Here is a 26,993-nt window from a genome sequence, read left to right as displayed (position 1 = left end):
CCCGCGGACAACAAGTGTTGCTGCGACCTCACAGGTTCACATCGGCAACGATTGCGCTTTTAGTGAACCATACACCCCATTCTCCCGAATTATGACGAAAAAATGAAGAGAGACAGGAGAAATTCTCCTGCCTCCCGTACATTCGCGCAACAGCCGACCTTCAGGAAGGCGCATCCCTGCGTCTGCGGCCGGACGACCCACGGCGGCCGTCCAGCCAAATCACGGGCCCTGCGTTGTCCGCTCGCGGTCTCGGCGATGATGCGTCCACCGGCGATGGTGTCGGTTCTACCCCTGGCTCATCGGCGGCCTCCTTCACCCATACCCATTCGGGGTCCACGCCGCGCCGGAGCCCTTCCAGTACGATCACCGATTCAGGGGCCACGTCACCGAGGTTCAACTTCGTCCCCAGCTCCGTGAGCAGGCGAAACTGCAAGAGCCGACAGGGAGTTTTCAGAATCAGGCGGTTCTGCAACGGACCGACGCCCTCCAGGATGTTGGTGAGACGGCGTTTTTGCCGTCCCCACCACAGATCATCGGTCCCCCAGGGCCCCAGTTGCAGCGGCAGCAAGATGTAATCCACCCCAGCCTGCAGGTCACCGTGCAGGTAGCGGATCACCGTGTCCATGTTGGCGCTTGCCGCCCGCCGCGGCATCTGCGACAGCACCAACAGTCCCAGGGCGTGTGCACGGCGAACGACGTCCCGGCGCTGGCGCGCGCTCATACGCTCCGATTCATCCGCCATGACCAGCGCCCGCAATCCGCCCTCCGCCACGGACTGGATGTACGCGGGCAAAGCGTCCTGATTCAAGGCGGCCGCAAACGCCCGACCACTGGGACAGGCCAGCACCCCGTACTCTTGGCACAAACTCACCTTATCCATAACCCATTCGGGCGAATGCATCACGGCGTGGCATCCCGACAACAGCCAGAAATCGATACCTTCAGCGGCCGCCTGCAAGCAGTCGCGCATGCCGGCGGAGGTTATCCCATCATCAAGCACCACGGTCAACCCGGCGATCCGAGGTTTCCCAACTCGTTCGCGCAGCGACTGACGAATCCAATCCGTCCAATGTGCACTGTCCACCGCCACACCTCCCGAAGCCCCGTTGCCTACATCAGCATATGGGCGGAGAAGGGGGAAGGTGTCATTCCCCCAGGCGCCAGATGGTGCGCGTGTCGATGGCAAAGTGCTGCATCACGTCAGCCACAAAGGACTGGGTCCCCAACAACAGCAGGCCGTCCGCCGGATCGACGCGAGCCCACGCCGCGTCCAGGGCCTGGGCCACGTCCGGCACCCACTCGCTGCGCATCCCCAGGGCGAGCGCGGCGCGGCAGAAACGGTCATCAAACCGTAGGTGCGGATTGCTGGCCCCGGTCCATACCACCCACTGCACGTGCTCCTGGAGTGCGCCCAGTACGCCCATACCATCCTTATCCACAGGAATGGCGAGCACGGCCCCAAATCGCCGCGCTGAGCCGCGTCGCGTAGCCGATGCGGCCCATGCGCCGACGTGCAGAGCCGTCTCACGGTGTACCGTTCCATCCACCAGCACCAGCGGACGCCGGGCTATCACTTCCATCCGGCCCGGCAGCCGCACGCGCCTCAGGTCAATCTCGTCCGGAAGCAACGCCTCATGGCCCCACCGCTCTTTCGCCACCTGCCTGGCCGCCGCCGCGGCAACAGCGGCGTTGCGGGCGAGAAAATCGGGAACCCCCGGCAGGCGGATGCAGGTTTCGTCCCCGGCGGCGAAACGCACCCACACCCTTGTCTCATCCCCACCCGGCCGCGAATCCACCCTGGCGGAAAAGTCGCAGCCCAACAGCTGGGTGTCCGTCCCCGGCGGCCCACACCGGTTCAACACCGCCTGCACCGTCTCCGACTGGGGGTGACTGACCAGCCAACGGGTCTCGGTCCGCAGGACCCCCGCCTTTTCCCGTGCCACGTCGGGCAGCGTCGGCCCCAGTTCCCGCGCGTGTTCCAAGAACACCGGTGTCAACAACGCGCCTTCATGACGGACCTGATTCACATCGTCGTGCAACGCCCCGCGCCCGAGTTCAAACACGTTGACATCCGTCTGCTCGTCGGCAAACCACAATGCGGCCACGCACGCCAACAGGCCCACCGGCCCAATGTATTGACTGGGAGGTACAGGCAACCGTCTCGCTTCGTCATACACCTGTGTCATCCAGTGCACAAACACCGCTTCCGGCATCACCTGTCCACCCAAACGAATCCGCTCCATGAAGTCAATCAGGTGTGGGCTGGTAAACAGTCCTACGCGCAGACCCAGGCACTGGAGGATGGCCGCCAGAAGAATCGCATTGGATCCCTTTCCCTTGCTGCCGGTGACAGCCACGTTGAACGCCGCCGCATCCGGGTTGCCCAACTCCGCCAGGAGTCGCCCGGTCCACTCCGGGTGGCGCACCACCCTGTCGGGCCCGTCTGGCAGGAGCGGGCGTGCCCGATTCAACCATTCGTAAATCAGCGAGATGGCTTCCCGTGTCGTATACCGTTGTCCCGTTTCCAATCCCATCTGTTGTCTCCCCGTTCGTCTCGGCTGCGATTAAATCTCTCGCCAGTGTACCACAACCTGCTGCGTCGGCCGTCCGCTGCACACAGCGACCCCACCTCCATGCGGAGCAAACTGCATGACATCTATCTATAAAGTCGTATAATACCTATAAACGGATCTTGACGAACGGCGGATGGGATACCTTCCCTGGCTGCCGCCGTCCAGATAAGCGAGGAACGGGTGGAATGGTAAAACTGAAAGACTGGCATTGGCCGACGCACGGCGCACGTGCCGTGGTACTGCTGGTGCATGGAGCCGGCGAACACTGCGGCCGCTATGAGTGGTTGGCTTCACAATGGCAACGGCGACGATACGCCGTCCTCGGCACCGACTTACCGGGCTTGGGCCGATCCGGCGGCCGCCGCGGACACATCGACTCCTTCGAACAATACCTGCACGTGGTCGACAGGCTCGTCCGCCGAGCGGACGAACTGTACCCCAACATCCCTCACATCCTGTTTGGTCACAGCATGGGCGGTCTGATCGTGGTGCGCTACCTGCAAACGCGCCCGCAAGCGCAGCGCAACCTGCGCGCCGCCGTCCTGTCCTCCCCCTGCCTGCAGCTGTCCATGACCGTACCACGCTTCAAGGCGCGCATGGCCACCGTGTTGGACCGGGTCTGGCCCCGCCTGCAGCAACCCAACGGCATTCAGGCCGATTCCATCAGCCGCTCTGCGGAAGTGGTCCACGCCTACGCCAACGACCCGCTGCTGGTGCAGACCGTCAGCGTACGCTGGTTCATGGAACTGCAGCGCGCCATGGCGGCCGCGACCGCCCACCCCAGCCGCTTTTCCATACCAGTCCTGATTCTCCAGGCGGGTGCGGACAAACTTGTCTCACCGGAGGCGTCCCGGCGCTTTGCCGACCAGCTGCAGGCCCCCAGCAAGCGATTTCTCTTGTTCGAGGCGTGCTATCACGAGTTGTTCAATGAACCGGAGCGCGAGCTGGTGTTCACAGAAATGGTCAAGTGGCTGGATGAGGTGATGGCCACACCCCCCGCCGAGGCGGTGCAAAGATAGCGCCGATGTGACGGAAGCGGAGCCGACTGGTGCCGTGCGGTCCCGGTCACCATCGGCGTGTCAAAACCGCCCGGACCTGAAGATGGACCAGATGAGCCAAACCAGCATGGCGAAAATCAGAAAGAGACCCACGTCCGTGGCAGGCAACCCGAGTACGGGGAGCTTCGGATCGGTCAGCGAGCACGCAACCATCCAGGCCGCCACCAGGATGCTGATAGCCAGAACCATCAGGCTGAACGAGAGTCGATTGCCAATCCTGTCAAGATTGCGCAACACCTGTTCCAATTCGGGCACGCGCAGGTTGAATTCGACCGGACCGCGCCGCAGCTGCCGGAGTACATCCTGGAGAACGCGCGGCAGCTCAACGGTCAACTCGGACAGCACTTCTGCGCCGTGCAGCAACCGTCGCGCGGCCGTCGCCGGGTTCGCCTTCTCCCACAGCAGCCGGCGACCAAACGGTTCCGCAATATCCATGATGCGGAACCCTTCATCCAGATTCTCCACCACCCCTTCGATGGTCAGGAGCGTCTTGCCGACCAAGGTGAGATCGGGCGGGATTTCGATGCGGTGCTTGTACGCCACGGTGAAGATGTCCTTGACGGACTCGCCCAAGGAGACCTCCGCCAAGGGGACGTCGTAGTATTTTTCCCGCAGGTCGTCAATGTCGCGGCGCACCTTCGCCATGTCGACATCCGGCGGCACCACCCCCATGCGCGTGAGTGCCCGCACAATCTGGTCGGTGTTGCGGCGCATCAGCGCGATAACGAGCGAAGTCAGGTGATCCCGCATCTCCGGCGTCAATCGGCCAACCATGCCAAAGTCCAGAAACAGAATGCGCCCGTCCGGCAGCGCCGCCAGATTACCGGGGTGCGGATCGGCATGGAAGAAGCCGCGAATCAGCAACTGCTCGAAAACGGCCCGTGAAGCCCGCGCCGCCAACTCCGACAAATCGAATCCCTGCTCGCGCAATTTGGCCACGTCACCGAGCTTTATCCCCTGCACGTACTCCATCACCAGAACGCGGGAGGTGGTATAGGGCCAATACACCTTGGGAATGTAGATCTCCGGGTTGCCACGATTTTCGCGAGCTATGCGTTCGCAGTTGCGGGCTTCCGCGCGGTAATCCAATTCCTGCAGAACGGTGCGGGAGAGCTCTTCCACCATGTCGCTGACGCGGTAATGCTTGGCCACACTCAGGTGCCGCTCCGCCCGCCAGGCGAGATCGGCCAAAATCTCCAGGTCGACGCGGACCTGCTGCTGAACCCCGGGCCGCTGTACCTTGACCGCCACCACCTCGCCGCTCCGCAGCACCGCCCGGTGCACCTGACCCAGGGAGGCGGCCGCGATAGGTTCGGCCTCGAACATGGCAAACACGTCTTCCAGCGGACAGGAGAGCTCGTCTTCCACGATGGCCTTGGCATCCGCGAAGGAAAACGGCGGCACCTGATCCTGCAACTTCTCCAGTTCCAGAATCAACGGCTCCGGCAGCAGGTCCCGGCGCAGGCTCGCCACCTGACCCACCTTGATGAACGCGGGGCCGAGTTCCTCCAGCATCCTGCGCACCCGCCACGGCATGCTGGGCTGGGACGCGGACGACTCGTCACCGGGAGTAAACCACTTTCGGGGCAGCCGTAGGACGTCGTGCAAACCCAGGCGCGCCACCAGCCAGGCAAACCCGTTTCGGACCAGGATCTGCGCAATCGTTCGATAGCGATTGAAATGCCGGACCTTGCGTGGAACCATGCTCTCCCTCCTCGACCCTCCCATTGTACCGTATCTTGCACAATCGCGCGGTGCGGCGGAGGTGGACCAGTCGGGAGTCGCAGCGCTCGCGTCAGTAGGCCGTCAGGAGATAGACAACCATAGCCAGGAGCATCAAGATCAGACACGCGCTCAGGAAGACGGGGAAGCGAAAAGCGGATTGAAACTGGTCGGAGTTGATGCCGCGTCGTTTGTGAAGGTAGCTCCAACACGCGTAGAACGCAGCCGCCAAGGCGATGAAAATCGTGAACAAGCCGATACCGCGAATCAGGGCATCAGAGAACGGATGCATGTCGCGCGCTAATTCAAAGTGCAAGCTCGTGGTCACAAAGCCAATGCCCAAAATCGCGATGATGGTGCGAATCCAAGCCAGAAACGTCCGTTCGTTGGCCAGATGTTGCTGGACGTATTTGGATTCTTCGGACTGTGACACGCCATACCCTCCCATCCTCTTATGGACTGTGGTATAAGAAGGGAAAGAGCGCAGCAAGACACAAACGCACGGCAATCCTGTCTGCGGCTCACACAAGCCGAAAGGAGAAATTGCGTGGAAAGTCACATCCTGCCCGTACTCGTCATCGTCATCCTCGTCGCGTTCGGCCTCTACCGACGCATCCGCCGCACCATCTCGTTCCAACCCATCCAGCGCCGACGCATGAGTATCCGCTGCCTGCTGTTCGTGGCGCTGCTCGTACTGTTTGTGGTGACAGCAGCCCAGACTCACCTGTCTGATTGGGTGATGGGCATCGGCATCCTGCTCGGGTTGGCATTGGCATGGGTCGCGGCGGCCACCACCCGTTTCGAAATCCGGAACGGCGTGTGGCACTATCGGCCCAGCGGCTGGGTGAGTGGTGTGGTGCTGCTCCTGTTTATCGGCCGCCTGGCCTACCGATTGTTGGAATTGTACCACAGCGAAGACCTCGTCGCCGCATCCAATGGCCAACCGGCTCATCTGCAGGCGAACAACTATACGAGCGACCCTTGGACCGTGCTTGTCATTGTCATCTTATTCGCGTATTACGCGGCCTACTTCGCGTATCTGCTGTGGAAGGAAAGGCAGCTCGAGGCGTCGGAGCACGGACACGCGCGAAATTAGCCACAAAACAATCAAACCGTCAAAAAGCGCCGCAGGTCAAGCCTGCGGCGCCAATCGTTCCACACGGGGCTTGTCCAGCCAGGGCCGGAGCACCATCGATACACACTCCACATTGTACTCCCGCCAGGCGAGGGTCATCTCGTCGGCCACCCGCAGAGCCACCTTCTCGCTGTCGCACCAAGCCAACAGCGAAGGCCCGGCCCCGCTCAACGTGAGCGCCTTCGCTCCTTGCCGCACCGCCGCGCGGCGCACGTCCTCAAACCCGGGTATCAACTGGCGACGGTACGGCTCATGCAGCCGGTCGCCAAAGCCCGCCCGCAGCCCGTCCAGTTGCCCGCTCGCCAACGCGAGCATCAGACGCGCAGCCTGCGCCACGTTGTACACCGCATCGGCCATCGAGACTTGTTGCGGCAGCGCCTTGCGCGCCTTTTCCGTCGGCAAGGGAAAGTTGGGCACGCCGACCGCAAACACCAGCTGCTCGGGTATGGGCAGAGGCGTATAGGGTGGGCCGTATCCGTCCGCCGTACACAGGCACCCCCCTCCAAACAGCGCAGGCGCGACGTTGTCCGGGTGTCCTTCCAATTCCGTCGCCAGTTTCAGCAGAGCCGCGTCATCCAGCGCACGCTCCGGATCAAAGTGCTGAACCAAGCCATTGCCGAGCAGCAGGCCGCCGACAATCGCGCTGGCGCTGGAGCCCAGTCCCGCCGCGATGGGAATGTGGTTGTGGGCGCGAATGCAAAAGTCCGCAGGTACGCGCGTGGTCCCCGCCCGCTCGAACAAAAGCTCCATCGCCTGCACGATGACGTTGTCACGCGTGAGCGGAAGCTGGTTGGCCGCCTCTCCTTCCATCGTGATCGCAAACGGGCGACCGGTCTCCACCTCGATTTCATTGAACAGGGCCAGCGCCAGCCCCATGCAATCGAAGCCAGGTCCCAGATTGGCCGAGGTGGCAGGAACCCGTACGCGCAGGCGCAGGGTGGATCTGGCTTGATCCCGTGCTGTCATCGCTGCATCCATGTCTACCGCCATCCTGCCTCTCTCACAACCGCTTCTCGAGCACCTGCCGCACGGCCGACAACTCCGCATTCACGACCTGGGCCGACGCAGCCGCGATGCTGGTGGCTGAATCGGGGTCTTTCAGCCCGTTGCCGGTCAACACGCACACCACCGTCTCGCCCGGGTTCAACTGGCCGGTGCGTGCCAACTTCAGCAGGCCGGCAACGGATGCCGCCGACGCCGGTTCCGCAAACACGCCTTCTCCCGCAATCCATTGATACGCTTCGCGAATCTCGTTATCGCTGACGAAACCGATGGCGCCGCCGGATTCTCTGGCGGCGTTCAGCGCCAACTCCGCGGATGCCGGATTGCCGATGCGAATGGCGGTGGCAAACGTTTCCGGGTGCTCAATCGGGTGCCCCACCACCAAGGCGGCGGCCCCCTCCGCCTCAAATCCGTTCATCTTCGGGGTCGATTTCACCACGCCCGCCCTGTGGTAAGCCGTGAACCCTTGCCAATAGGCGCTGATGTTGCCCGCGTTTCCAACCGGAATGCACAGCCTGTCCGGGGCGCCGCCGAGCGCGTCGCAAACCTCGAAGGCGGCCGTTTGCTGGCCCGCCAACCGGTGCGGGTTGATGGAATTGACCACCGTCACCGGCAACACCTCCGAGAGCTCCCGCACCAACTGCAACGCTTCATCGAAGTTACCGCGGATGGACACGACCTCCGCCCCGTAGATGGCCGCTTGCGCCAGCTTGCCCAGCGCCACCTTGCCCTCGGGAATCAACACAATGGCGCGCACCCCGGCGCGCGCCGCGTAGGCCGCCGCGGAAGCCGACGTGTTGCCGGTGGAAGCACAGATGACCGCCTCCGAACCCTGTTCCAAAGCCTTGGCGACGGCCAACACCATGCCCCTGTCCTTGAACGATCCGGTCGGATTGGCACCCTCATACTTCAAAAACACGTCACAGCCCGTGCGCCGACTGAGGAGAGGCGACGGAATCAGTGGTGTATTGCCTTCACACAGGCTGAGTTCCGGCGTCTGCTCGGTCACCGGCAACCATTCCCGATAGCTCGACAGAATCCCCGGCCAGCGCCTGTGCCGTGTCTGCACGTTGATCATCAACAGGCTCCTCCCCTGCCCGCACGGTGTAAACGAAGTCTCGGTTTTTCTTCATCCATCCACGGCCAGCGGCAGCATGGCGGCCCCAGCCGTCTCCTGATCAGCCGCGGATTCCCCTTCCTTGTCTCCCGGTTCCACTGGCATCACGCTACAGATCTCCCGCACACTGGCCAACTGCCGCAGGGCTGACAGCACCTCGCGCAATCGCCGGGGGGACGTCCGATGGGTGACAATGACAATCTCGGCGCAGCTGTTGTGGACCCGTTTTTGCAGTACCGACTCCATGCTCACGCCGCCTTCGCCAAATAGACCGGCAATCTGCGCGAATACCCCCGGTTGGTCGTCGACCAGCAGCCTGAGGTAGTGGCGCGCCGGCTCCATGGAAGCCGCGTCCACCCGTTTATGCAACAGACAGACCTGCGGGGCCATCTGCACCACACCCAGCCGCAGATTGCGCAGCACCTCAATCAGATCACCGACCACGGCACTGGCGGTCGGCAGCGAGCCCGCTCCGCGGCCAAAGAACATGAGATCCCCCGAGGCATCGCCGCGTACGAACAAGGCGTTGTACGAATCGGAAACACTGGCCAGAGGGTGGTCCCGCGGCACCAGTGTCGGCCGCACCCGCAGCGCCAACTGCCCGCCGCGGTCGGTAGCCGTGGCCAGTAGCTTGATCACCGCGCCTAACTCCTGCGCGTACTGCACGTCGCGCGCGGACACGGAGCGGATGCCCGCCACCTCGACATCCTCCAAGCGCACCTGGGTATGAAACGCAATCGAAGCGAGGATGGCCAGCTTCCGCGCCGCATCCAGACCGTCCACGTCACTGGACGGATCGGCCTCTGCATAGCCCAGATCCTGGGCCTCCTTCAGCGCGTCGGCAAACTCCGCCCGGGTCTCCGTCATACGCGTCAGGATGTAGTTCGTGGTTCCGTTCAGGATTCCCTTCAGGTCGGTGATGTCGTTGGCCGTCAGGGATTCCTTGAGCGGACGAATGAGCGGAATCGCGCCGCCCACCGCCGCTTCGTAGTACACGTCCACGCCCGCCTTGGCGGCGGCCTCCCAGATCTCCGGGCCATGGCTGGCAATCAGGTCCTTGTTGGCCGTGACGATGTGCTTGCCGGCCGCGATGGCGGCTAGCAGCATCCGCCTCGCGTCCTCCACGCCGCCTATCGTCTCAATGACCACGCGCACGTCCCCATCCTCCAGGATGTCCTCCGGCCGCGTGGTGACATGGACGCCAGCCAGGTCGACAGCCCGCGGTTTCGTCGCGTCGCGCACCAAAATGTGCTTTAGTACCGGGCGCATGCCGGTCAAAGCCTGGATCTTGCCGGCCCGACGCCGCAGCAGCTGCACGACTCCGGACCCGACCGTTCCACACCCGAGCAATCCAACCTGTACGTCCATCAGCCGACCGCCGCCTTGCTGCGCCGTTGTTCGTAATCCGCTATGGCGGCCTCGTGCTGCAGGGTCAAACCGACATCATCCAGACCGTTCAGCAGCTTGTGTTTGCGCTGTGGATCGATGTCGAATGGGTAACTAGTTCCATCCGGCAGCTCCACGCGCTGCTTCTCCAGGTCCACCGTCAGGCTGTACGGATGACCCGCGCCGACAGTGAACAGGTGCTGAATGGTTTCGGACGCCAAAACCACCGGCAGCAGCCCGTTCTTGAAGCAGTTGTTGTAAAAAATGTCCGCAAACGAAGGCGCCAAAATGACCCGAATCCCGTAGTCGGCCAACGCCCAGGCGGCGTGTTCACGGGAGGACCCGCAGCCGAAGTTGTCGCGCGCCACGAGGATGCTCGCCCCCGCGTAATCGGGGTGGTTGAGCGCAAACTCCGGATTGGGGGAGCCATCGTCTAAGTACCGCCAATCGTAGAACAGAAACTGGCCGAAACCGCTGCGCTCAATCCGCTTCAGAAACTGTTTCGGTATAATCTGGTCCGTATCGACGTTGACCCTGTCCAGGAACGCCGTTTTCCCTTCATGCCGGACGAGCGGCTCCATTGCCTGCACCCCCAGTGTTCGATCCGGTCGCCAACGGCGACGGAGATCCGTCCAGAAACTCGCGCACATCGACAAAGTGACCCGCGATGGCCGCGGCAGCCGCCATCGCCGGACTGACCAGGTGCGTACGCGCTCCCTTCCCCTGACGGCCCTCGAAGTTGCGGTTGGATGTCGAGGCGCACCGCTCCCCGGCCGGGACAAAGTCCGGATTCATGGCCAGGCACATGCTGCAGCCCGGTTCCCGCCATTCAAAGCCAGCCGCGCGGAAGACCTCGTGCAGCCCCTCCGCCTCCGCTTGCTCCTTGACCCGCTTCGATCCGGGCACCACCAGAGCCCGCACCCCGGGCGCCACCCGCCGGCCTTTGGCGACAGCAGCCGCCAGCCGCAAGTCCTCAATCCGGGCATTGGTGCACGAGCCGATGAACACGTGCTGGACGGACACATCGGTCAAGCGCGTTCCCGGGGTCAGCCCCATGTAGGCAAGCGCCTGTTCGGCCGCCTGGCGCGCGACAGGAGAGGTGAAGCTGTCCGGGCTCGGCACCACGTCGTTCACACCCAGGCACATGCCCGGGTTGGTGCCCCAGGTGACCTGCGGTTCCAGGTCCGCCACATCCAATTCAATGACCTTGTCAAACTCGGCGCCCTCGTCCGTGCACAGCTGCTTCCAGGCCTCTACGGCCCGGTCGAAGTCCGCCCCCTGCGGCGCGTAGGGCCGGCCCTGAAGGTAGGCAAAGGTCTTCTCATCCGGCGCGACCAAGCCGGCCCGGGCGCCGGCCTCAATCGCCATGTTACACATGGTCATGCGGCCTTCCATGCTCAGGCTCCGCACCGCCTCGCCCGAAAACTCAATCACATAGCCGGTGCCAAAATCAACACCGTAACGGCCAATCACCGCCAAGATGATGTCCTTCGCCGTAACTCCGGCTGGGATCCGCCCGTTCAGACGCACGTTCAACGTTTTCGGCCGCACCTGCCACAGGCACTGCGTGGCCAGCACATGTTCGACCTCGCTGGTCCCGATGCCGAACGCCAGGGCGCCGAACGCCCCGTGGGTGGAGGTGTGACTGTCGCCGCAGACAATCGTCTTTCCGGGCTGAGTCAGGCCCAGCTCCGGCCCAATGACGTGCACAATGCCCTGATCGCAGCTGTTCAAATCGGCCAACGGAATCCCGAACTGCCGGCAGTTGTCCGCCAGCGTCTGGATCTGTTTGGCCGCGATGGGATCGCGCACGTCGAACGGATTGTCCGTCGGCACATTGTGATCCATGGTGGCGAACGTCAAATCGGGCCGGCGCACCTTGCGACCTGCCAAGCGCAGAGCCTCAAACGCCTGCGGCGACGTGACCTCGTGGATCAAATGCAAATCGATGTAGATGAGGCTTTGACTGCCTTCCTCCACGACTACGTGTGGTTCCCAGATTTTATCGAACAGCGTCTTCGGCCGCGCTGTGGACATCGATGATTCCCCTCCCTTGCCCTTCCAATCGAGTCTTCAGGACGTCCAGCACCTTGTCGGTCATCTCGCCGGTACCCAGCGGGCTGTGCGCCGAATTTGTCACGCCCCCGCCCATCAGGTCGGCCGTCCGCCAGCCGGCGGCGAGGACGTCACGCACAGCCTGCTCTATCGCGTCCGCAGCCTCCGGCAGTCCCAAGGAATGCCGAAGCATCAACGCCGTCGACAAGAAGGTGGCCAGCGGGTTGGCCTTGTTCTGACCGGCGATGTCGGGGGCCGATCCGTGCACGGGCTCGTACAACCCGGGCCCCCCGCTGCCCAGACTGGCCGACGGCAACAAACCAATGGACCCCGTAATCATGGCTCCTTCGTCGCTCAAGATATCACCAAACAGGTTTTCCGTCACCAGCACGTCAAACTGGCCCGGGTTCTGAATCAACTGCATGGCCGCGTTGTCCACCAAGAGGTGATTGAGCTGCACATTCGGGTACTCTGGAGCCAGCCGCTCCGCCGTCTCTCGCCAAACCCGGCTCGATTCCAACACGTTCGCCTTGTCCACGGAGGTCAACCTGCCGCGGCGCTGGCGGGCGAGTTCAAACGCGAGACGCAAAATCCGCTCAATCTCCCCCTGCGTGTACACCAGCGTGTCGACCACTTCCAGTCCACCATCCACCTGCCGGCGTTCCCGCGGTTGACCGAAATACAGACCGCCCGTCAGTTCGCGGACAATCACAAAGTCGGCGCCGCGGACCACCTCTGGCCGCAACGGCGACGCGTCGACCAGACTGGGGAAGACCGTGATGGGCCGCAGGTTGGCGTACACCCCCAGCGCCTTGCGAATGCCCAGCAGACCCGCCTCCGGGCGCTGGTGCCCAGCCCCCTGATCCCACTTGGGTCCGCCAACAGCCCCCAGCAGCACCGCATCGCTGTCTTTGCACAGTTCCACCGTCTCCTGCGGCAACGGTTCGCCCGTCTCGTCAATCGCCGCGCCGCCGATGAGACCGTGCCTGAACTCAAACCGCTCCCCGGTCCAAGCTGCCACAGCGTGCAGAAGCCGTACCGCCGCCGCGGTCACTTCCGGCCCGATGCCATCGCCGGGCAGAACCGCAATCCGCTTCGTCATCCGACTTCCACCACCTTACCACGGCTCGGCAGCTGCAACCGATTCACGGCGTCCAGGAACGACTTGGCCGATGCCGCCAACACGTCGTTGTCAATCCCGCGTCCACTCGTCTCTCGTCCGCCCGACTCGACGCGCACGTATACCTCGGCCAGCGAGTCCTGGCCGCCCGTCGTCGATTGGATGCGGTAGTCGAGCAGGGTCACGGGACTCGCGACAATCCGCTCAATCGTATTGAAAATCGCCTCGACGCTGCCGTTGCCGGTGGCCGCTTCGCAGACCACGGAGCCGTCCGGACAACGCAGACCCATGGTCGTCGTCGTCAAGGCAGATCCGTACGAAACCTGCAAGAACTCCAACTCGAACCGTGTCCCGGTCGGTTCCGCCTGCGCGTCCAGGGCAAGCGCCAGGATATCATCGTCCGTGACCTGCTTCTTTTTATCGGTCAGCGCTTTGAACGCCACAAACAGCTCGTTGAAGCGCTCTTCGTCCAGTTCCAGCCCCAACTCCTTGCACCGCTCACGGAACGCGTGCCGCCCGGAGTGTTTCCCCAGCACCAACGAGTTGGAGGACAGGCCCACCATTTCCGGCTCAATGATTTCATAGGTCAGCGTGTTCTTCAACACGCCATCCTGATGGATGCCCGACTCGTGGGCGAAGGCGTTGGCACCGACCACTGCCTTGTTGGCCGGCACCGACATCCCGGTCAGCTTGCTGACCAGGCGGCTGGTGCGCACCGTCTGGCGCAGGTCCAGCCGGGTGGCGGCTTGAAACGCGTTCTTGCGGATGGCCAATGCCACCGCCACTTCCTCCAAGGCGGTGTTGCCGGCCCGCTCACCGATGCCGTTGATGGTGCCCTCGATTTGGTCCACGCCCGCTTCAATCGCGGCCAGGGTGTTGGCCACCGCCAGCCCCAGGTCGTCGTGACAGTGGGCCGACAGTTTGACCCCGTCGATGTTCGGTACATGCTCACGGATGTAGCGGAACAACCGCCCGTACTCCTCCGGCGTGGTGTAGCCCACCGTATCCGGCAGGTTGATCACCTTGGCGCCCGCGTCAATCACCTTTTGAATGATATGAACCAAAAAGTCCCAATCACTGCGCGTCGCGTCCTCGGCCGACCACTCCACCAACGGAAATCGCTGCGCCCCGTAACGCACACAGGATACCGCCGCTTCGACGACCTCTTCCGGCTTCATCCGCAGTTTGTACTCCATATGAATGGGCGAGGTGGCGATAAAGATATGCAGGCGCGGCTGGCTGCCCTCGCGCAGCGCCTCCCAGGCCGCATCAATATCCTTCAAGTTGGCGCGCGCCAAGCCGGCCACCGAGCAGCCCTTGACGGCGCGAGCAATCTGGCGCACCGCCTCCAGGTCACCCTGGGACGCAGCCGGAAATCCCGCTTCGATAATATCGACATTGTACTTTTCCAGCTGCAGGGCAATTTCCAACTTCTCGTGCGGGTGCAGATTTACACCGGGCGACTGCTCCCCGTCCCGCAGCGTGGTATCGAAGATTTCAATATTCCGCATCGGCCGCCACCTCGGCTTTCGCCATCGGCACTCCCGTCGTCTGCCGACGAATGAACGGCATCATCTCGCGCAAGCGGCGGCCGACCACCTCCACCGGGTGCTGCTGTTCGCGCCGGTTGATGGCGTTGAACTGCGGACGCCCCACCTGGTTTTCCAGAATCCACCCTTTAGCAAAAGTTCCGTTCTGGATTTCCTTCAGCAGGCGGCGCATTTCCGCTCTCGTCTCCTCGGTGACAATCCGCGGGCCGGCAGTGAAATCCCCCCACTGCGCCGTGTCCGAGATCGAATAGCGCATGTATTCCAATCCGCCCTCGTAGAGCAGATCGACAATCAGCTTCATCTCATGCAGGCACTCGAAATACGCGACTTCCGGCTGGTATCCGGCCTCGACCAAGGTCTCGAAGCCCGCCTTGATGAGCGCCGAGAGCCCTCCGCACAGCACGGCCTGTTCACCGAACAAATCCGTCTCCGTCTCCTCGGCGAAGGTGGTCTCCAACACGGCCGCGCGACCGGCCCCGATGCCCTTGGCATAGGCCAACGCCAGCTCGCGGACACCGCCTCCGGCCACCTCTTGACCAACCGCAAACAGAGCCGGTACGCCGCCCCCCTCTACGAACACGCGACGCACCAAGTGCCCCGGCCCCTTGGGAGCGACCATAAACACGCCCACCCCACTGGGAGGAACAATCTGGCTGAAGTGAATGTTGAATCCGTGGGCGAACGCCAGACACTTTCCGGGCGCCAGATTGGGCTCAATCTCGCTGCGGTACACCTGCGGCTGCCGCTCGTCTGGGAGCAGAATCACGACCACGTCAGCCCGCTTAGCCGCCTCGGCGACCGAATAGACCGCAAACCCATCTTCCTCCGCCTGCTGCCAAGAGCGGCCCGGGCGCAGCCCGATGATGACATCCACTCCATTGTCCCTCAGGTTCTGCGCGTGGGCATGCCCCTGCGATCCATACCCCACAATCGCCACCGTGCGTCCGGACAAGGCGTTCAGTTCGATATCTTTGTCGTAATACACTTTCACCATGATGGCACATCCTCTCTGTTCGCTGGAATTAAACCCACAAGGCGTTGCTCTTCGCAAGACGGGCAATCTCCTGCACCGTCTCACTGTCGCGCGTCATGCTGGTCAAGCCGGTCCGCGCCAGCTCCTTGATGCCGTACGGGCGCAACAGCGCCAGCAAGGCGTCAATCTTCTCCGGCTTGCCCGTGGCCTCAATGGTCACCGAATCACGTCCCACGTCGATGACCGAGGCCCGAAACGGTTCAATCAGGCTCGTCAACTCCGCCCGAGTCGAGATGGGACTGTGCACCCGAATCAACACCAGTTCACGGGCGACAATCGGCTGATCCGTGATGTCCTGGACCTTCAGCACGTCTATCTGTTTCGACAACTGCTTGATCACCTGTTCCACGATCCGCTCGTCTCCGGTGGCCAAGACAATCGTCATCCGCGACTGACCGTCCACTTCGCTCGGGCTCACTGTCAGACTCTGAATGTTAAAACCCCGTTTCAGGAACAGTCCCGTGATGCGGTTGAGGACGCCGGTGCGGTTGTTGACCACCACGTTCAAAATCCGGGCATTCATGGTTTCACCCCTATCATCTCGTGCAGGCCACTGCCCGGGGCCACCATTGGATACACGTTCTCCTCCGGTTTGACCCGACACTCGATGAGCACAGGGCCGGGCTGCGCCAACGCCTCGCGCAGGACGGCAGCGCAACTTTCCTCGTCCTCCACCCGGCGACCCGGAATTGCGTACGCCTCCGCCAGCTTGACATAGTCCGGTTGCAATGGGAGCAAGGAATGGGAATAGCGCCCCTGGTAAAATAGTTCTTGCCACTGTCTGACCATGCCCAGCGCGGAGTTGTTCAGCACAATCACCTTGATCGGCAACTGATACTGGGCCACCACGGCGAGCTCCTGCACCGTCATCTGAAACCCGCCATCGCCGAGCACGGCGGCCACCACCCGATTGGGATCACCGAGCTGAGCGCCGATAGCGGCAGGCAGACCAAAGCCCATGGTGCCCAAACCACCCGACGTCACAAATCGATTGGGTTCCGCGAACAAATAGAACTGAGCCGCCCACATCTGATGTTGACCGACGTCCGTCACGACAATCGCGTCTCCGTGGGTCGCGCGGCAAATCTCCTCCACCACCCACTGAGGCTTGAGCCCGCTGTCGTCCCGCTCGTACCAGAACGGGTAATCCCGCTTGAGCTCCAGAAGGTGTGAAACCCAGTCCTCATAATGGCCCGGACCGGCACATTCCTGCAGCAGCACCTCAAGAGCGCGGCCGGCGTCCCCGACCACCGGAATGTCCGTCTCGACGTTCTTGCCGATTTCGGCCGGATCGATATCAATGTGGGCAACCTTCGCCCGCCGGGCGAAGTGATTGAGATTGCCGGTCAGGCGGTCGTCAAAGCGAGCCCCAAAGTTGATCAGGAGGTCGGTTTCATACAGCGCGTGGTTGGCGGCAAACGTCCCGTGCATGCCTCCCATGCCCAGGAACAGCTCGTGATTGCCCGGAAAGCCTCCCAACCCGAGCAAGGTGTTGACCACCGGAATCCGCGTGCGTTCGGCGAACTGGCGCAGCAAGGTGTGCGCACGGGCGTGCAGAATACCGGCCCCGGCGAGGATTACGGGCCGGCGCGCCGTTGCCACAGCGGCCGCCAGTTTGCGCAGTTGCAGCCGGTTGGGCTCTACGGTCGGCTGATAGCCAGGCAGGTAAACCGGTGCGTCATAATGAAACACGCCCTTGGCGCTGGAAATGTCCTTGGGCAGGTCAATGAGTACGGGCCCTGGACGACCCGTGGTGGCAATGTGGAAAGCCTCTTTAATCACCTGCGGCAGCTCCGCTACCTCACGCACCTGATAGCTGTGTTTGGTGACCGGCATCGTGATGCCGAGCACCGAGGCCTCTTGAAACGCATCCGTACCGATGACCGCGGTCGCCACCTGACCGGTGAAGACGACGAGAGGCAACGAATCCATCATCGCATCTGCCAGACCCGTGACCAGGTTGGTCGCGCCCGGCCCCGACGTCGCCAGCACAACCCCAGGTCGCCCGGTCACGCGCGCGTAGCCTTCCGCCGCGTGAATGGCCCCTTGTTCGTGACGGGGCAGGATGTGCCGAATCCCACATTGGTAGAGGGCGTCGTATACGGGAAGCACCGCCCCTCCGGGATAGCCAAACAGAACCTCGACACCCTCCCTGCGCAGTGCCTCCACCAGCATCTCGGCCCCGGTCAATTCCAGCGTGCTATGCACCTGCCGCCCGTGCGCCTGCGGACTGGGCTCGGCGCCCGCTTTCTCCGGCATCGGTTTTGGCGCTGCGGCTTCCGCTCCCGTGCTCATCATTTCTCTCCCTCCATCTCTGTTTGTCGGCCCCGCTGCAGCAGGGATCCGTGATTCCACGCGATTACGCTTTGCCCATCCGGGCGGCGGATGTCGCCCTCACCCGCCGCATCGGCCTCAGCCGCGCAACACCGCCCCCGTGTTGGCCGACGTCACCAACTGCGAGTAGCGCCGCAAATAACCGCTTCTCTGTTTCGGCTCCGGCGGCGACCACTGCTCCTTGCGCCGGGCCAGTTCGGCGTCATCCAGCAACACATCGATAGTGCGCGCGTTCATGTCAATGCGGATGCGGTCCCCGTTTTGTACCCAGGCAATGGGGCCCCCTTCAGCCGCCTCCGGTGAGATGTGCCCGACGCAGATGCCGCGTGTGGCACCCGAAAACCGGCCGTCGGTAATCAGGGCAACCTTCGTGCCAAGGCCACGCCCGACGATGGAAGAGGTGGGAGCCAACATTTCCGGCATTCCCGGCCCCCCTTTGGGCCCTTCGTAGCGGATGACCACCACGTGCCCTTCGCGGACCTCGCCGCTGTTGATGCCGCGCTGAGCGTCCTCTTGCGACTCGTAGACGATGGCTTCGCCTTCGAATTCCGTGATGCCATCCTGCACCGCGCCCACTTTGATGACCCCACCATCGGGCGCCAGGTTTCCGAACAAGATTGACAACCCCCCGACCGGGCTGTAAGGAGCGGTACGCCGGCGAATCACCCGTTCGTCCAGAATTTCGGCATCCTGGACGTTTTCTCGAATCGTCCTCCCGGTAATGGTGATGCGCTCCGGATGAATGGCCTCAGCTTCAATCAACTCCTTGATAATGGCCGACACGCCGCCCGCTTTGTGCACATCCTGGATGCTGTATTCGGACGCCGGGCTGATCTTGGCGATATACGGGACGCGTTGGGCGATCTCGTTGATGCGCTCCAGGTCGTAATCAATCCCCGCCTCGTTGGCAATCGCCATCAGGTGCAGGACGGTATTGGTCGATCCGCCCATGGCCATATCGAGGGCAAACGCATCATCAATGGCTTCGCGGGTGATGATGTCGCGCGGACGCACATCTTCCTGAATGAGTCGCATGAGGTGGCGGGCCGCCTCGTAGATGAGTTCTTCCCGCTCTTTGGAGGTGGCAACGAGTGTTCCGTTGCCGGGGAGGGCTATTCCCAGAATTTCCATGATCGTATTCATGGAGTTCGCTGTGAACATGCCTGAACACGATCCGCACGTTGGACAGGCGTTCCGTTCCAAATCCATGAGTTCTTCCTCGCTGATGCGCCCGGATTGGTAGCTGCCAACCCCTTCAAACACGGACACCAGCGACAGCGTCTTGCCCTCCCGCGAACGTCCGGCTTCCATCGGGCCGCCGGAGACGAACACACAGGGGACGTTGGTCCGCACGGCTGCCATCAGCATACCGGGGGTGATTTTGTCGCAGTTCGGGATATAAAAGACACCGTCAAACCAGTGCGCGCTGATCATCGTCTCCGCCGCATCCGCAATCAGTTCGCGGCTGGGCAGGGAATAGCGCATGCCGATGTGGCCCATGGCTATGCCGTCGTCCACGCCAATGGTGTTGAATTCAAAGGGTATGCCGCCGGCTTCGCGAATGGCGGCTTTGACCACTTCAGCCATCTGTTTCAAATGGACGTGACCAGGAACAATGTCGACGTACGAATTGCACACCCCGATGAACGGTTTCGGCAGGTCCGCCGGTTTCACCCCGGTCGCATACAGCAGGCTGCGATGAGGCGCCCTGTCCACGCCCTTTTTTATCATGTCGCTGCGCATGCAGGCACCTCCTTGATAGTATCCGTGACTGATCAGACGCGGGATGCAACCGATGCCGCTCGGTCGGGATAGACCTGCACTCCATCGACAAGCACACGCCGCCGGAAAGCCTCATGCACCTGCTTGGTACAGAATCCGGGTTCCCCCGTGCCGATGACACGTCCATCCACCTTGACCACCGGTACAATCTCAGCCGCTGTACCCGTCAGGAACACTTCATCCGCCACATACACATCATGGCGATGGAACGCCTCTTCCTTCACCATGTAGCCCAGTTCCTCGGCAATCTCCATCACCACTTGACGCGTGATGCCCGCGAGGGCGCCGAGATACGTGGGCGGTGTGTAGAAGACGCCGTTCTTTACAATAAACACGTTTTCGCCCGACCCTTCGACCACGTAGCCCTCCGTGTTCAATACAAGGGCTTCGCTCGCCCCTGCGACACGGGCGTCGATTTTAATCAAAATATTATTAAGGTAATTCAATGATTTCACTCTCGGGTTGAGAATATCGCCACGGCTGCGCCGCGTGGGCACGGACACGACGTCAATGCCCTGCTCGTATAGCTCCTTCGGGAACATGGCCAGTTCCTCTACGATGACGAACACCGCTGCAGTCTGACATTTCCATGGATCAAGCCCCAAGTCCCCCGTGCCGCGTGTCGCCACCAGACGAATATAAGCGTCATCCAAGGCATTCCGACGCACCGTCTCGACAACGATGCCTTCCATCTCGTCCAAGCTGTAGGGGATCTTTAACATAACCGACTGCGCCGATTCGTACAGGCGAATCAGGTGTTCGCGAAGTCGGAACACGTTTCCCCCGTACACACGAATGCCCTCGAAGATCCCGTCCCCGTACAAGAGTCCATGATCATAGACGGAGACCTTGGCTTCGTCACGGCTGACATAGTCGCCGTTGAGAAAGATGGTTTGCCCCATGTTCTTTCACACTCCCGAAGAAGAAATCAACAAAGCCGCACGTGCCCCATAACCGGGACCCGTTCGAATCGTCCTACTATTTTCTGTAAGCCAAATATAGCTAGTGAAAAAAGTGAGAACGATGAGGCGAAAAGAAGTTTGAAGGACATTGTAGACTCCAGGGAAGACGAGTGTCAATAGTCACAACTTTCCTTATTATAAATGTAAGCGTTTACCCAATTCTGTCGGTAAACGCTTACTATAGCATTGGAATTGGGACTCGAAGAGAAAATGAATTTTTTTTGAACAGCGCCCACATGTCCGGGAAGAACGAACAAAGAGGGCGGCACGACCGCCGCCCAACGCCAACTCAGAGCGTCGGAAAGGATGTGTGCGGACCAGCACCGGAACGCAGTGGAATAGGGCGCACGACCGCGCCGCATGCACGTCAGGCACCGACGGATAGTGCATTGACTGCCCGTTTCAAGCGGTCCATCGCTTCCCGCACATACGTCCGCGGGCAGCCGACATTCATGCGCATGAAGCCCTGACCGCCAGTGCCAAAAATGTGCCCTTCGTCGAACGCAATTCGCGCCTGTGTCAGACAGAACTGATCAAGCTCGGACTGGGCCAGCCCCAGCTTCCGAAAGTCCAGCCAGACAAGATACGTCCCCTCGGGCACCACCACCGACAATGACGGGATCTCGGCCTTCACTGTGGATACCACGACATCGACATTGCCCTGCAGATAGACAACCAGCTCATCGAGCCAGTCGTCGCCGTACCGATAGGCGGCCTCCGCCGCCACCAAGCCCAAGGCGTTCGCACCGGCCTGCGAGCGTCGGCGCTGTGCCGCCAGATACGCCTCGCGTAGACGTGGATTGCTGGCCACCACCAACGCCGTTTGCAGTCCGGCGAGGTTAAACGTCTTGCTCGGCGCCACGCACGTCACAGTCCGCTCGGCAATGCGGTCCCCCAGTGAGGCGAGTGGGGTGTGATGGTGTCCAGGCAGAATGAGGTCGCCGTGAATTTCGTCGGCAATGATGAGCACGTCGTGACGCTCGCAGACCTCTGCAAACTGACGCAGTTCTTCTTTGTCCCAAACGCGGCCGACCGGGTTGTGCGGACTGCACAGAATGACCAGCTTGACACCCCCGGACTGGAGTTTCGCATCCAGATCCGCCAAGTCCATCACGTATCGGCCGTCTTCCAGCCGCAGCGGGTTTTCGACGACTCGGCGCCTGGTTTCGCGAATGACGCGCATGAACGGGTAATAGACCGGAGGTTGCACAAGCACCCCGTCCCCCGGGTCCGTGAGTGCTTCGATGAGGATACTGATGGCCGGGACCACTCCCGGGGCGTGCGCCAGCCATTTTTCCTCTACAGGCCAACCCTGGCGGCGGCGGTACCAGTCTGCCGCCGCCTCCAGATAGCCTGGAGTGACCAAAGGATACCCAAACACCCCATGCTCCACGCGCTTGCGCAGCGCCGCGAGCACCGGTTCCGGGGACGGGAAATCCATGTCGGCCACCCACATCGGCAATACGTCTGTGGTGCCAAACCGTTCTTGCAGTCCATCCCATTTCGAGCAGCCGGTGCCCACCCGCTCGACGACGGCATCAAAGTCATACTTCACGTGGTATGGCGTCTCCTTTCTCGGCTCCAAGGGATTACAGGAGCTGTGTTGGAATCCCGCCATTCCATCATACCGAAAGTTGAGTCGAACATCCTCACTCCGGCTTAACTTCCTCGTCCACCCCTTTGTATTCCTGGGTATCGTGCGGAATTTCCGGGGCCACGCCCCCCTCGTTGGACATCCGCTCCACACTAGCTTCCACCGGCTCCGGCGTCTCCTCTGGGTCTGGCAGCATCGGATCGCGGAGCGCGCGGCGCTGTCTGGGATTCGGCCCTCCCGACACAGGATTCACCTCCCCCCTGTCGGCCAGTGGGCGCCCCCCGAAAGGAGAGGGACCACGCCTAGTCTGTCCGGGCGTGGTCCCAGGTCATGCACCCATCCAGCGGAGGCGGCCCGCCCAGGCCGTAAAGTGGCAGGGCGCGCACCGACTGCCACGCTGGTCCGGGCAATCTGGCCTAACGTTCGCCGTCGGTCTCCTCTGTCACTTGCACAAAGCGGTTGGTCAGCCGGCCTATGCCTTCAATCTCGACGGTGACCTCGTCGCCAGCCTGCAGCCAGCGCCGCTCATGCGGAGGCAGGCCGAGGATAACCCCCTCCGGTGTGCCCGTCAAAATAATGTCTCCCGGCCACAGCGTCATGTGCCGCGACAGGTAGGACACCAACTCCGCGCAGGAGAAGATCATGTCGCTGGTGTTTGAATTCTGACGAAGCTCTCCATTCACATAGGCGCGAATGGGTAAAGCGTTCGGGTTGGGAATCTCGTCCGCGGTCACAAAATACGGCCCGATGGGGGCAAACTTGTCGCATGTCTTGCCGAGGAGCCATTGCGGTGTACGGTTTTGCAAATCGCGAGCCGACACGTCGTTGGCCACAGTGTACCCAGCCACCGCCGCCAACGCGTGCTCCGTATCCACGCCGCTGACCTTCTGCCCAATCACGATGGCCAGTTCGGCTTCATAGTCCACCTGGCGGGACGCCGACGGCAACGGTATGGGCTCTCGGTGCCCGGCCAGGGTGTTGTTGAACTTGCTGAACACGACCGGACTTGTCGGCACGGGGGAACCGGTCTCCGCCGCGTGCTTGCGATAGTTCAGACCGATGCAGATGATCTTCTGCGGGTTCAGCACGCAGGGTCCAAACTGCACCTCATCCTCCGCCAGGGTCTGCCAACGCGCCTGCTGCAGCCCTTGCCGGCAGATCTCCCGCAGACGTTGCCGCTGCCCCGGTTGCGCGATGAAATCGTCCACTGTCTGGGGTAGAGAATTGACCGACTCGCCCGCGGCCTCCGCAATGTCGAACACCGTCGCCAGCCGCCCTTCGTGTTCAATGGCCAGCTGCCAGCGACCGTCTCTGCGTAGATTGGCAATCTTCACGCTCCCGTCTCCCTCCGCTGGTCTGCGCACGTGGCGCCTATCCAGTCTTGCTGCAAAACACCGAACACTGGCTATCTTACAAATGGCTATGCGTCCTGTACAGAGGTTTCCTCGGTAGCCATCCGCCCCAATCTGGTCATGTGACAGACTACGGCAATCGCTCGTACCCGGGCAGGGTGAGAAAGTCAACGAAATCATCCGCTGTGGTCAACTCCTCAAACAGCTGTGCCGCCACGGCATAATTTCCGGACTCATAGCGCCGCTCCCCGACGGTAGTCCGGATCTTTTCCAATTCTTCCGCCAGCACCTGGCGGAACAAATCGATGGTCACCTTGCGTCCGTCCGCCAGCACACCTTTGGGGTGACGGATCCACTGCCAAACCTGAGCTCTGGATATCTCCGCGGTGGCGGCGTCCTCCATCAGGTTGAAAATCGGCACCGCGCCAGCTCCGCCGAGCCAAGCCGCGATGTACTGCAGACCTACGCTGACATTGATACGCAGCCCGTCCTCGGTGATGGTGCCCTCCGGCACCTGCAGCAGGTCCGCGGCCGTGGCCTGAACGTCTTCCCGCTTCTTGTCCAGCTGGTTGGGCTGTGGCATGTACCGGTCGAAGACCTCGAGCGCCACCGGCACCAATCCCGGGTGCGCCACCCATGTGCCGTCGTGCCCGTCTTTCGCTTCCCGCTCCTTGTCCGCCCGCACCTTGGCCAACGCGTCTTCGTTGGCAGCCGGATCATTCTTGACCGGGATCTGCGCCGCCATGCCGCCGATGGCAAAAGCCCCACGGCGATGGCAGGTCCGAATGGTCAAGAGCGTGTAGTGGCGCATGAACGGTACGGTCATCGTCACCTGGGCCCTGTCTGGCAAAATGAACTGGGGCCGGTTGCGGAATTTTTTTATATAACTGAAGATGTAGTCCCAGCGCCCACAATTGAGCCCCGCGGCGTGCTCCCGCAACTCGTACAGGATTTCATCCATCTCAAAGGTGGCCAAAATCGTCTCGATGAGGACTGTAGCTTTGATAGTTCCGCGAGGAATATCCAGCTCCCTTTCGGCGTGCACAAACACATCGTTCCACAACCGGGCCTCCAGGTGGCTTTCCAGCTTGGGCAGATAGAAATACGGGCCGCTGCCCCGCGCCAGGAGTTCACGCGCGTTGTGAAAGAAATAGAGCCCGAAGTCAAACAGGGCGCCGGCCACCGGCTGCCCATCCACCTGGACGTGTTTTTCCACCAGGTGCCAACCGCGCGGTCGAACAATGAGCGTGGCCACCCGTGGCTGCAGCGCGTAGCGCTTCCCCTCCGGACTGACGTACTCTATCGTGCGCCGCACCGCGTCGCGAAGGTTGACCTGCCCGCCCACCGTGTTCTCCCACGTCGGCGAGTTGGCGTCCTCAAAGTCGGCCATAAAGCAGCGCGCGCCCGAATTCAACGCGTTGATAACCATCTTCCGGTCGCCGCTCGGTCCCGTGATTTCCACTCGCCTGTCCGTCAGATCCGCAGGAATCGGGCTCACGCTCCACTCACTCTCGCGAATCTCCCGCGTCTCCGGCAGAAAGTCGGGCAACTGCCCCGCGTCAATCGCCTGCTGGCGAGCTGTACGCTGCTCCAACAGCCGTCGCCGCTGCGGCTCAAAGCGCCGGTGCAGCCCGGCGATAAAGGCGAGAGCCTCGGGAGTCAAGACTTCCGCAAACCGTTCCTGGTACAATCCGCTCACCATCACGCCGTTTGGGCATGGATACGTGGTTTCCATGGCCTCAGCCTCCCTGTCCACACTGTCCGCGCCTCGGGATCCTTAGCACGATTCTGAATTTCATCATAACACACCATTACGTATTACGGAAGATTGTTCTGTAATACAGAACAAGGTGGCGATCGCCTGTCGTCTGCCTGGTCTGAACTCCTGTATAATGAAGACGACAGCACAACCGGAATGGCATCGGAGTGGGACCCGTGGAAGACTACACAGTGAAATCGGTCGACAAGGCGCTCAGCCTGCTGGAGATGATGAGTGAGTACCCGCAAGGCGCAGCCATCACAGAACTGGCTAGTCGCTCCGGCATGTACAAAAGCACGGTGCATCGTCTCTTGGGGACGATGATGAAGCGGGGATTTGTGGAACAGGACACGCAGACCGGCCGCTACAAGCTCGGCTACAGCCTGTTGGATTTGGGCATGCGGCTGTTGTCCTCCATCGACCTCCGATCCGAAGCCCTACCCCACCTCCAGGAGCTGGCGCGGCAGGCGCAGGAGGTCGTCCATCTCGCCCTGCTCGACCAAGGCGAGGTGGTCTACATCGAAAAGGTCGAGACCCCGCACACCATCCGCATGCATTCGCGCGTCGGCAAACGTGTCCCCGTGCATGCCACGGGCCTGGGAAAGGCCATCTTGGCGTTTCTCCCAGCGGGCGAACTGCGCGCACTCATCCGTCGCTATGGCTTGCCGAAGTTGACGGAGTACACGGTGACCGACGAAGCCGAGTTCCTGGCATCCCTGGAAACGACGCGCCGGTTGGGTTACGCGATGGATGTGGAAGAACACGAGCTTGGCATCTGCTGCGTAGCGGCTCCCATCTTCGACAACACTGGACAGGTGGTGGCCGCCTGCAGTGTCTCAGGTCCCCGCCAACGCCTCGACCCAGCCAGGTTGGTCGAACTGGCGCCGTTGGTCATGGACACTGGCCGACGCATCTCGCAGCGGCTTGGTCACCACCAGGACAACCACCCCAGGTCTGTGTGATCAGATTCCAAGCTTTCATCGGGGGATCAATGCATTAGGCGACGAGGTCAAGGCACGTATGCGCCCTTGTCAGGAAGGCCTGTCGAAAGCAATGTTGCGCCCGAAAGTGGGCTCGAAATGTGGGACAGGAAAAGAGGGAAACTAGGACATAATAACCGTGAAACACAAACATGACGTTCAATCACCAAGTCGGTAACTCAAGTGGATGTGAACATACGTTTGCTTGTCCCCCAGATCCGAGCAAGCGCCGCTCTCACCAAGACCATTCAGATTTTCGGCGGATGTACTCGTCGATTCGGCATCGTCGGATACATCCGTTGTTGCAGTCACTGTTTTGTGAGGTGAAACGTCATCATTTTGCCACTCGTCCTCCGTAAGTCTGACGATGTCAAAGCTGGTGCTATGTCAATAGATTGGACACACCAAATCGAGAAAAACTTAAAGTGAATATTCAGATATGTACTGTCATAACCCCGCTTAACTTGCTTTGCTTTTTT

The 26,993-nt window shown here is 61.7% G+C and carries 23 protein-coding genes; 3 read left to right on the top strand and 20 right to left on the bottom strand.

The features are described 5' to 3' along the window. Window positions 1–160: 160 nt before the first annotated feature. Both ASH01S_RS10975 and ASH01S_RS10970 read right to left on the bottom strand, forming a co-directional pair. Complete coding sequence (locus ASH01S_RS10975; RefSeq protein ID WP_067927890.1) at window positions 161–1,084, bottom strand: phosphosulfolactate synthase; 924 nt, start codon at window positions 1,082–1,084, stop codon at window positions 161–163. 61 nt (window positions 1,085–1,145) lie between these two features. Then, window positions 1,146–2,534 (bottom strand): folylpolyglutamate synthase/dihydrofolate synthase family protein, encoded by a 1,389-nt coding sequence (locus ASH01S_RS10970; RefSeq protein ID WP_067927887.1) that lies wholly within the window; start codon window positions 2,532–2,534, stop codon window positions 1,146–1,148. A 224-nt stretch (window positions 2,535–2,758) separates the two neighbouring features. On the opposite strand from ASH01S_RS10970, the gene ASH01S_RS10965 reads away from it, so the two are divergent. Then, window positions 2,759–3,592, top strand: coding sequence for an alpha/beta hydrolase (locus ASH01S_RS10965; RefSeq protein ID WP_067927884.1), 834 nt, complete (start codon window positions 2,759–2,761; stop codon window positions 3,590–3,592). Between the two features lie 60 nt (window positions 3,593–3,652). Here the strand turns inward: ASH01S_RS10965 and ASH01S_RS10960 are convergent, their stop codons facing one another. Together ASH01S_RS10960 and ASH01S_RS10955 are read right to left on the bottom strand one after the other, a co-directional pair. Further along, window positions 3,653–5,335 carry an ABC1 kinase family protein gene (locus tag ASH01S_RS10960; protein WP_067927877.1) on the bottom strand — a complete coding sequence of 561 codons (1,683 nt, stop codon included), beginning with the start codon at window positions 5,333–5,335 and terminating at the stop codon, window positions 3,653–3,655. A 91-nt stretch (window positions 5,336–5,426) separates the two neighbouring features. Next, a complete protein-coding gene (locus tag ASH01S_RS10955) occupies window positions 5,427–5,786 on the bottom strand; it encodes a YidH family protein (protein WP_067927874.1) in 360 nt (119 codons plus the stop codon). Between the two features lie 114 nt (window positions 5,787–5,900). On the opposite strand from ASH01S_RS10955, the gene ASH01S_RS10950 reads away from it, so the two are divergent. After that, complete coding sequence (locus ASH01S_RS10950; protein WP_067927871.1) at window positions 5,901–6,449, top strand: CcdC protein domain-containing protein; 549 nt, start codon at window positions 5,901–5,903, stop codon at window positions 6,447–6,449. A 36-nt stretch (window positions 6,450–6,485) separates the two neighbouring features. On the opposite strand, the gene thrB is transcribed toward ASH01S_RS10950, so the two are convergent. The 16 genes from thrB to aceB all read right to left on the bottom strand — a co-directional run bounded on the left by thrB (window position 6,486) and on the right by aceB (window position 25,510). Then, window positions 6,486–7,466, bottom strand: a complete 981-nt coding sequence (thrB, locus tag ASH01S_RS10945; protein WP_245629034.1) for a homoserine kinase — start codon at window positions 7,464–7,466, stop codon at window positions 6,486–6,488. A 22-nt stretch (window positions 7,467–7,488) separates the two neighbouring features. Continuing rightward, window positions 7,489–8,568, bottom strand: a complete 1,080-nt coding sequence (thrC, locus tag ASH01S_RS10940) for a threonine synthase (RefSeq protein ID WP_067927868.1) — start codon at window positions 8,566–8,568, stop codon at window positions 7,489–7,491. Between the two features lie 51 nt (window positions 8,569–8,619). Then, the gene (locus tag ASH01S_RS10935) at window positions 8,620–9,975 is read right to left on the bottom strand and encodes a homoserine dehydrogenase (protein ID WP_083517066.1); all 1,356 of its coding nucleotides are present in this window, start codon (window positions 9,973–9,975) and stop codon (window positions 8,620–8,622) included. Beyond that, a complete protein-coding gene (gene leuD / locus ASH01S_RS10930) occupies window positions 9,975–10,574 on the bottom strand; it encodes a 3-isopropylmalate dehydratase small subunit (RefSeq protein WP_067927864.1) in 600 nt (199 codons plus the stop codon). The genes ASH01S_RS10935 and leuD overlap by 1 nt, the downstream gene beginning before the upstream one ends. Beyond that, on the bottom strand, window positions 10,552–12,030 hold the full coding sequence (leuC, locus tag ASH01S_RS10925) for a 3-isopropylmalate dehydratase large subunit (RefSeq protein ID WP_083517065.1): 1,479 nt from the start codon (window positions 12,028–12,030) through the stop codon (window positions 10,552–10,554). Before leuC ends, leuD begins: the two co-directional genes overlap by 23 nt. Beyond that, window positions 11,996–13,150, bottom strand: a complete 1,155-nt coding sequence (leuB, locus tag ASH01S_RS10920) for a 3-isopropylmalate dehydrogenase (protein WP_067927861.1) — start codon at window positions 13,148–13,150, stop codon at window positions 11,996–11,998. Before leuB ends, leuC begins: the two co-directional genes overlap by 35 nt. Then, window positions 13,147–14,679 carry a 2-isopropylmalate synthase gene (locus tag ASH01S_RS10915; RefSeq protein WP_067927856.1) on the bottom strand — a complete coding sequence of 511 codons (1,533 nt, stop codon included), beginning with the start codon at window positions 14,677–14,679 and terminating at the stop codon, window positions 13,147–13,149. Before ASH01S_RS10915 ends, leuB begins: the two co-directional genes overlap by 4 nt. Further along, a complete protein-coding gene (gene ilvC, locus ASH01S_RS10910; RefSeq protein ID WP_067927852.1) occupies window positions 14,666–15,712 on the bottom strand; it encodes a ketol-acid reductoisomerase in 1,047 nt (348 codons plus the stop codon). Before ilvC ends, ASH01S_RS10915 begins: the two co-directional genes overlap by 14 nt. A gap of 28 nt (window positions 15,713–15,740) precedes the next feature. Next, complete coding sequence (ilvN, locus tag ASH01S_RS10905) at window positions 15,741–16,274, bottom strand: acetolactate synthase small subunit (RefSeq protein ID WP_067927848.1); 534 nt, start codon at window positions 16,272–16,274, stop codon at window positions 15,741–15,743. Then, window positions 16,271–17,926, bottom strand: a complete 1,656-nt coding sequence (ilvB, locus tag ASH01S_RS10900) for an acetolactate synthase large subunit (protein ID WP_067928025.1) — start codon at window positions 17,924–17,926, stop codon at window positions 16,271–16,273. The genes ilvN and ilvB overlap by 4 nt, the downstream gene beginning before the upstream one ends. Before the next feature lie 237 nt (window positions 17,927–18,163). Beyond that, a complete protein-coding gene (gene ilvD, locus ASH01S_RS10895) occupies window positions 18,164–19,828 on the bottom strand; it encodes a dihydroxy-acid dehydratase (protein WP_067927845.1) in 1,665 nt (554 codons plus the stop codon). 32 nt (window positions 19,829–19,860) lie between these two features. After that, window positions 19,861–20,769 (bottom strand): branched-chain-amino-acid transaminase, encoded by a 909-nt coding sequence (gene ilvE, locus ASH01S_RS10890; protein ID WP_067927842.1) that lies wholly within the window; start codon window positions 20,767–20,769, stop codon window positions 19,861–19,863. A gap of 427 nt (window positions 20,770–21,196) precedes the next feature. Next, entirely contained in the window at window positions 21,197–22,384 is a 1,188-nt protein-coding gene (locus tag ASH01S_RS10885) for a MalY/PatB family protein (RefSeq protein ID WP_067927839.1), read from the bottom strand. A 94-nt stretch (window positions 22,385–22,478) separates the two neighbouring features. Further along, window positions 22,479–22,667, bottom strand: coding sequence for a hypothetical protein (locus ASH01S_RS10880; RefSeq protein ID WP_067927835.1), 189 nt, complete (start codon window positions 22,665–22,667; stop codon window positions 22,479–22,481). Window positions 22,668–22,839: 172 nt separating this feature from the next. Then, window positions 22,840–23,757 carry a fumarylacetoacetate hydrolase family protein gene (locus ASH01S_RS10875; RefSeq protein WP_067927832.1) on the bottom strand — a complete coding sequence of 306 codons (918 nt, stop codon included), beginning with the start codon at window positions 23,755–23,757 and terminating at the stop codon, window positions 22,840–22,842. Window positions 23,758–23,905: 148 nt separating this feature from the next. Next, complete coding sequence (gene aceB / locus ASH01S_RS10870; RefSeq protein ID WP_067927829.1) at window positions 23,906–25,510, bottom strand: malate synthase A; 1,605 nt, start codon at window positions 25,508–25,510, stop codon at window positions 23,906–23,908. 200 nt (window positions 25,511–25,710) lie between these two features. On the opposite strand from aceB, the gene ASH01S_RS10865 reads away from it, so the two are divergent. Beyond that, window positions 25,711–26,496, top strand: a complete 786-nt coding sequence (locus ASH01S_RS10865; protein WP_067927827.1) for an IclR family transcriptional regulator — start codon at window positions 25,711–25,713, stop codon at window positions 26,494–26,496. The last annotated feature ends 497 nt before the right edge of the window (window positions 26,497–26,993 follow it).

This window comes from Alicyclobacillus shizuokensis NBRC 103103 (genome assembly GCF_001552255.1).
Taxonomy (GTDB): Bacteria; Bacillota; Bacilli; order Alicyclobacillales; family Alicyclobacillaceae; genus Alicyclobacillus_G; species Alicyclobacillus_G shizuokensis.
This window is presented reverse-complemented; position numbering and strand designations above follow the sequence as displayed.